Below are 6,858 nucleotides of genomic sequence, written 5' to 3'. Positions count from 1 at the left end.
TAAAGAACTTGCTGAATCTCGTCCTTGCCCGGTAGCCGGTGCCTTCCGGTGCCAGCTCCAATGCTGTGACGGTCTCCCCAAATCGGGAAGCCCAGCAGTCGAAGTGGGTCATGTTCAGTTCTTGCAGGCGTTCATACTGAAGGTAACGCTGCATGGTGTAAAGCTCGGTCATGGAGTTGCTGACCGGTGTGCCGGTGGCAAAGATCACGCCACGGTTTCCCGTGATCTCATCCATATAGCGGCACTTGGCAAACATATCGGAGGATTTCTGCGCGTCCGATGTGGATAAGCCTGCCACATTCCTCATTTTTGTGTATAGAAACAGGTTTTTATAGTTGTGGGCCTCGTCCACGAACAATCGGTCTACACCCAGCTGCTCGAAGGTTACCACATCGTCTTTTCGTCCCTCGGCTTGCAGCTTTTCCAGTCTGGCTTCCAGAGACTTTCTGGTACGCTCCAGCTGCTTGACCGTGAAACGCTCGCCGCCGCTGGCCTGCACCTCTGCGATCCCCTCGGTGATCTCGTCGATCTGCTCATAGAGAAGCCGTTCCTGACGCTCCCGGCTGATGGGGATACGCTCAAACTGGCTGTGTCCCATGATGATGGCGTCGTACTCACCGGTCGCAATACGGGCGCAGAACTTTTTGCGGTTATGGGTCTCAAAGTCCTTTTTGGTTGTGACTAAGATGTTGGCGGAAGGATAGAGGCGCAAAAACTCCGACGCCCACTGCTCGGTCAGGTGGTTTGGAACCACAAAAAGAGATTTCTGGCACAAGCCCAGGCGTTTGGCTTCCATAGCAGCGGCCACCATCTCAAAGGTTTTGCCCGCGCCTACTTCATGTGCCAGCAGGGTATTACCGCCATACAGCACATGGGCGATGGCGCTTTTCTGGTGTTCCCGCAGGGTAATGGCTGGGTTCATGCCGCCAAAAGTGATATGGCTGCCATCATACTCGCGGGGACGGGTAGAGTTCATTTCTTCGTTGTACTGGCGCACCAAAGTCTGGCGGCGCTCCGGGTCTTTCCAAATCCAGTCCCTAAAGGCTTCCCGGATCGCCTGCTGTTTTTGAGCAGCCAGGGTGGTCTCCTTGGCGTTCAGCACGCGGCGCTCTTTTCCGTCTGCGTCCTCTATGGTGTCATAGATACGGACATCTCGCAGATTCAGGCTGTCCTCCAAAATCTTGTAGGCGTTGGCACGGCTGGTTCCGTAGGTGGTGTAGGCTGCCACATCGTTGTAAGATACGGAAGATTTCCCCTTGATCTGCCATTCAGCGGTAAAGGACGAATAGTTGACCTCGATACTGCGCTGGAGATAAAACGGAGTATTGAAGGTCTCATACATAAACTGCTGGATGTACTCTTTGTCGATCCAGGTAGCGCCCAGACGCACCTCGATCTCCGACGCATCCAGGTCTTTGGGCTGGGCGGCGGTAAGAGCTTCCACATTGACTGCATAAACCGGGTCCTGCTGTGCCGCCCGCTGCGCCTGACGCAGTTTGCGGCGTACATTGCCGGAAAGGTATTCATCAGCAGTCACATAATGGGGTGTGCCGTCTTTCTCCAACTGTCCCGGTACACGGAAGATCACGCCTTGCAGCTCTCCGGCCAGTTCTTCTTTTGTTTTTCCGGTAAGCTGGCTCATATAGCTCATATCCACGCAGGCTTTTTCCGAGATAGACACCGCCAGTGCTTCACTTGCCGTATCCACCACAGCCACCGCCTGATGGGGCTTGATGGTTCGTTTGGTGAACATATCCGCCTTGCGCTCCAGCTTTCCGTCCTCGTCGATGACTTCCAGCGCACAGAGCAGGTAATAGGAAGAATCATCTGCATAGGCCAGACGGTTTGCACGGTCATTGATGAGACCATATTTGGCAGAAAAGCTGTCATAGAGGCTGTTCAGTTCCGCCTGCTTTTGAGTAATGGTGCTGTCCGGAACCGCTGCGTCCATCTGAAGGTCGATCAGTTCCTGCACACAATCACGCAGTCCCACAAGACCTTTCACACGGGCTTCGGCAGTAGCATTGAGGTCAGGGCGCACCATACGGCTGTTTTCCCGGTAGTACACCTGCCCGTCTACAATGGCATAGGAATAGTTCTTCACATTGGGGTCGGCAGGAATGGAGGTGTCAATGGCTTCGCCTTCGCCCAGCTCCGGCAGCTCTGCCTCCTGATAAGTGCCATGAATATACTTCACAGCATCATGTAGCTGGTCGGAAAGCTCCAGTCCCTCAATGGGGTTCACGGTGTAATCCATACCATGAGCAGTGCTTACCGGCTCCTGTCTGCCCAGCACCATTTCCGGGTGGTCGATAAAATACCGGTTGATGGCAAACCCGTCCTCCGTCTGTCCGGTCTGGGTCCATTCCGGCACGATGTCCAGCGGGCGGTCCCGCTTTTGGAGAAAGATGATGTCTGATACCACCTCGGCACCGGCATTCTTTTTGAACGCGTCATTGGGCAGACGGATGGCTCCCAGCAGCTCGGCACGCTGGGCAAGATAGCGGCGCACGGTGGAATCCTTGGCGTCCATAGTATAGCGGGAGGTCACAAAAGCTACCACACCGCCGGGACGCACCTGATCCAGTGCTTTGGCGAAAAAGTAATTATGAATGTTGAAATTCAGCTTGTTGTAGGCTTTGTCATTGACCTGATACTGGCCGAAAGGCACATTGCCGATGGCAAGGTCAAAGAAGTCACGCCTGTCGGTGGTCTCAAAGCCGCCTACTGTGATGTCCGCCTTGGGATAGAGCTGCTTTGCAATACGCCCGGAAACCGGGTCCAGCTCCACGCCGTACAGACGGCTGTTTCTCATTTCCTCCGGCAGCATACCGAAGAAATTGCCCACACCCATAGATGGCTCCAGAATATTTCCGGTTTCAAATCCCATACGGTCCACAGCATCGTAAATCGCTTTGATGACCGTAGGACTGGTGTAATGGGCGTTTAGGGTGGAGCTTCTGCCGGCGGCATATTCCTCCGGGGTCAGCAGCTCTTTCAGCTGGGCATACTCTAAAGCCCATGCCGGTTTCTCCGGGTCAAACGCATCAGAGAGACCGCCCCAGCCCACATATCGAGAAAGAACCTCCTGCTGTTCGGGGCTTGCCTGCTGTCCGGCAGCTTCCAGCTCTTTCAGCAAACGAATCGCATTGACATTTGCCTGGAACTTGGCTTTCGGACCGCCTTCACCCAAATGCTCATCGGTAATGCGGAAGTTTTTTGCATTGCGACGCAGGTTAGCCTTGTATTCCTCATAGGAGGCTTCCTCGGCAGCTTTGGCATTGGGGAAGGTCTGCCACTGGCCATTGACCTGAATGGAAACCGGGTGTTCGTCCAGCACTTCCTCAAAGGTTTTCTCCGACTCTGTCACAGGGACTGGTGGCTCCGGCTCCTCGATATGCAGTCGTTCCACCACCACATCATAAGGCAGATTGTTCTTATCGCCCGGATAGACGGCCACGGTCTCGGAATGGAAGGCCGGGGATTCGGCAGCCGGTTCGGGGCGTTCCTGTCCAAAACCGTCCTGCTGACGGGCATACATCCCGCGCAGCAAAGGCGCAACTTCATCCCAGCGGAAATACAGCATAGCCAGACGCTTTTCCTCTGCATCCATGACTTCCAGTTCTATGCCCTGTGCCGTGGTACGGTAATCGGCAATATCGCCGGTCTCCAGATTCAGTGTCTCGATCTCACCGGAATAGGCTCTGCTCAGCCAGTAGGCGATCTCGCTGTTGCTCCTGCCGGATTGCAGCAGCGTGGAAATCTGCTTTTTATCCGCTTCATCCATCAGTCCATGAGCCAATACATCCCGCAAGTCCTGATCTGCCTTGTCCGGGTCAGTAGGAAGAAACTCGGTATAGTAAGCATTGCGGCGGTCTGCCCGAAGCAGCTGCTCGAACTGTTCTTTGCGCTCTGCCCGGTAGATGGGATATACCATCCCGGTGGGCAGAAGCTGTACGGTGTCCTCTCGCAGCTCGGTGATCTGATAGGCGTCATCCTCGATATACACGGTATCGCCCACGGCATAGACCGGGGCGGCAGGGTCATAGGAGGTTCTTTGCGGAGTTGGGCGGCGAACTGCATCATATTCCTCATCGGAAATGGAAACCTCGGAAGTCTGCTCTGTCTCAGCAGCTGCGATCTGCTCTACATCCGACATCACCTGTTGGATAAACGGATCATTGTCCAGTTTTTCCGGGTCTGCCACCTGGCCGTTGACGATCCCTCTTTCCTCCAGAGCTTCCCGGATGGCAATTGGGTCAATGTCGTCAAAACGGTCCTGTTCTTCTTCGGTATAGAACCGGTCCTCCTGAATGAGCTGGGCAAGCCTGCGCTGTACCTTCGGCCAGGGCAGCTGCGTTTCCTCCGGGCTTCCAGCACGGACAACGAACAGGCTGTTACTGCCGCCGTATTCCTGAGCCAGCCATGCGGCGGTATCTTTTTCTCTTGCATGGTCTTTCATATAGCGGACAACAGCGTGTTTACTCTCGATATTGCCGTTCCATGCACAAAGGGCAGTATCAATATCTTCCTGAGAAAGAGGGCGCAGAAGCTCATGGAGCTTTGGATAGGTCTCGTCGATCACTTCCCGGTGTAAACGCTGACGGAACTCCGGCACATCCGAATAGAGTCTGATCAGCTCCATATCCTTAGAACCAAGGACTGCACGGCGCACTGCGGCATTACCCTCGATGACAGCATTTTCACGGTCAGAATGCCCGCAGGCATTGCGATATGCGGTATCCTCGGAAATGGCGGCAGTCACCACAGGCTTATACTGCTCAAACTGCTCCCCAAGGGTAGGCTTTGGTGTTTCTTCCTCCATCTCCGGCTGCTGGGCTTGAATGGCATCTTCTTCGGCCTGTTCCTGTTCAGACTGGATCTTGTCATACTGTGCCTGTTCCTGTTCGGTAAGATAGCGGCCTTTCTGGACAAGAGAGGTAATTCGCTTGGCAACCTTTTCCCAGTTCAAGTGAACATCCGGGCAGTCCTGCTTTTTATAGTGCAGTCCTTTTCCGTCGTGATCTTCGCCGCTGTGTGTTGCGCCGGACAGTGCATGAGAGCGACCGCCAATGCCATACTCGTCTTTGAGGAATCTCACTTTTTCCTTGTCCGTGTGGTTTTCCATGAAGAACGCATAGATACGGCCTTTTCCTCCGGCGAAACTGCTGCCACCAGTCATGGCGGCGTCGATTTCATCCTCGGTAATGAAGTGCTGAACGGTTGGCACTTGGGAAAGGTCCGAAGAAAAAGTCCTGCGTGGCAGGTCAAGGTCCTTCAGGTTCTCCCAGATCTCCCTCGGTCTGTGATAGTGAAAACGCAACAGGTCACGATCCTGCTGATAGGCAGTCCAGAAGGCAGCGTATTCTTCCTTGAGGGTCTGGCGGAAAGCTGGGTCACTCAGCTGCTCCGTCAGGCGGCGGGTCTCCTCTGGGAACCCATTGCCTTTGATCTCTGACAGGCTGGACAAATATCCGGCTTCTCTGGCGTCCTCGCTGAAATCGTGATACAGATGCCAGAGCTTTTCCGAGAGGAGGGATCGTTCATAGCCTGCCGCTTCTGCAAGCTCTACATTGGAGGCAAACTGTCCGCTCTCCAAAAGCTCCCCGATACGCTCTGCGGCGCTCTCCCAGGAAATGACCTGGGCAGACCTGTCATAACGGACAGACTTCCCATGAGAAAGATGGATACCATCCTCGGCATACCATGCGCTCACACTGCCAAGGCCGTTGCCGCCGTGGTACAGCGTTTTCAGTATCCCGGCAATCTCAGCGGTGGTTTTCTGTTTTTCAAAGGCTGCAACCACACGCTCCCTCTGGCGGTCTGTATTGCCGCCCAAACGCAGCACATGGTCGATGTCATTTTGAGCAAAAGAAAAAGCAGAGGATGTATGCGCTACATTCTCTGCTTCATCTATGGATTGGATCTGTTCTGCTTCGGAGAGGAACAGGTTTAGGGTCAGCTGTTGATAAGCTCCGCCATCAGGATTTCCTCGGCCTGGGCTTTGCAGGTGTTCATCAGCCCCACCCACTTCATGGGATCGCTGGCTTTCAGTTCCTCGGTGGCTCCCGCTTCCTTCGCCAGTTGGGGTATCATCTGCTCCAGTCTGCTCTGGGCGGTCTCGTCGATCTCCAGAAGGTGCGGGTACAGCTTCTCGCTCAGTAGCATCTGGTTGTAGAGGATGGGACGGTGTTCCTTCAGGTAGGTTTTCCTCATCCTGCCGTACTTGCCCAGGGGTTTCTCCGGCTGCTGGCTCAGCTTCAGGTCGGGAATCAGATAGTCTCCGTTCTGGATATAGGTCATGGGATTGTTCATCTTGTTTGCTCCTTTCTTGGTTGGCTTCGCGCTCTGCATTTCGGACGGTGACGCCGATCTGCCGCAGCACCTGCTGGTTGATCTGGCTGACCGCTGTTCCCAGCGCCCCGATGGTGGACGGGGTGTTGAAATCAAAGATCGCCATGAAATCTTCGTGGTCGAAGTAGCGTTCCGGCTCCAGTCCGCAGCGGGACATCAAAGAGTAAGTGATGCTGACGGTGGCTGCTGCCTTGAACTGTACTCCGATGTTAAACTCATCATATTCCTCCAAAAAGGAACCGTCAACGATATAGAAGAAGTCCTGCTGATGCTCCGTCCAGTATTCCTCAGCCAGTTTTCCGGCTACCTCAGTGAGCTGTCCGGCAAGGTCATCACCGGAAACATCATAGGTGCGCTCCAGCATGGCCTGCACGGAATCCAGATGGCGCTCCTCCAGCTGCCACAGCCAGGGAGTGCGGGAATGTTCACGGGTTCCGGTGTCGGAAATGTCAAAAACATAGCGAAGGCGAGGTCTGTCCCCGGAATCGTCCACCAGAGCGATTC

General features: G+C 54.6%; 3 protein-coding genes. 1 reads left to right on the top strand and 2 read right to left on the bottom strand.

What is annotated here, in order from left to right:
• Positions 1–5,848 (bottom strand): SNF2-related protein (locus OCV69_RS06790; RefSeq protein ID WP_262563034.1); only part of this gene is annotated, 5,848 nt, incomplete at its 3' end.
• Positions 5,849–5,958: 110 nt separating this feature from the next.
• Positions 5,959–6,303, bottom strand: coding sequence for a TnpV protein (locus tag OCV69_RS06785; RefSeq protein WP_425609799.1), 345 nt, complete (start codon positions 6,301–6,303; stop codon positions 5,959–5,961).
• Between OCV69_RS06785 and OCV69_RS06780 the strand changes: the two genes are divergently transcribed.
• On the top strand, positions 6,302–6,858 hold a 557-nt coding region (locus OCV69_RS06780; protein ID WP_262563033.1), incomplete at its 3' end, for a hypothetical protein. The two genes, OCV69_RS06785 and OCV69_RS06780, sit on opposite strands and share 2 nt — an antisense overlap.

The organism is Alitiscatomonas aceti (genome assembly GCF_025567195.1).
Taxonomy (GTDB): domain Bacteria; phylum Bacillota; class Clostridia; order Lachnospirales; family Lachnospiraceae; genus Alitiscatomonas; species Alitiscatomonas aceti.
The sequence above is the reverse complement of the archived record's forward strand: the minus strand, read 5'-3'. Positions and strand labels throughout refer to the sequence as shown.

Bases quoted from the DNA above. Each gene is read 5' to 3' on its own strand.
- OCV69_RS06785 (WP_425609799.1), bottom strand. From the start codon at position 6,303: ATGACCTATATCCAGAACGGAGACTATCTGATTCCCGACCTGAAGCTG.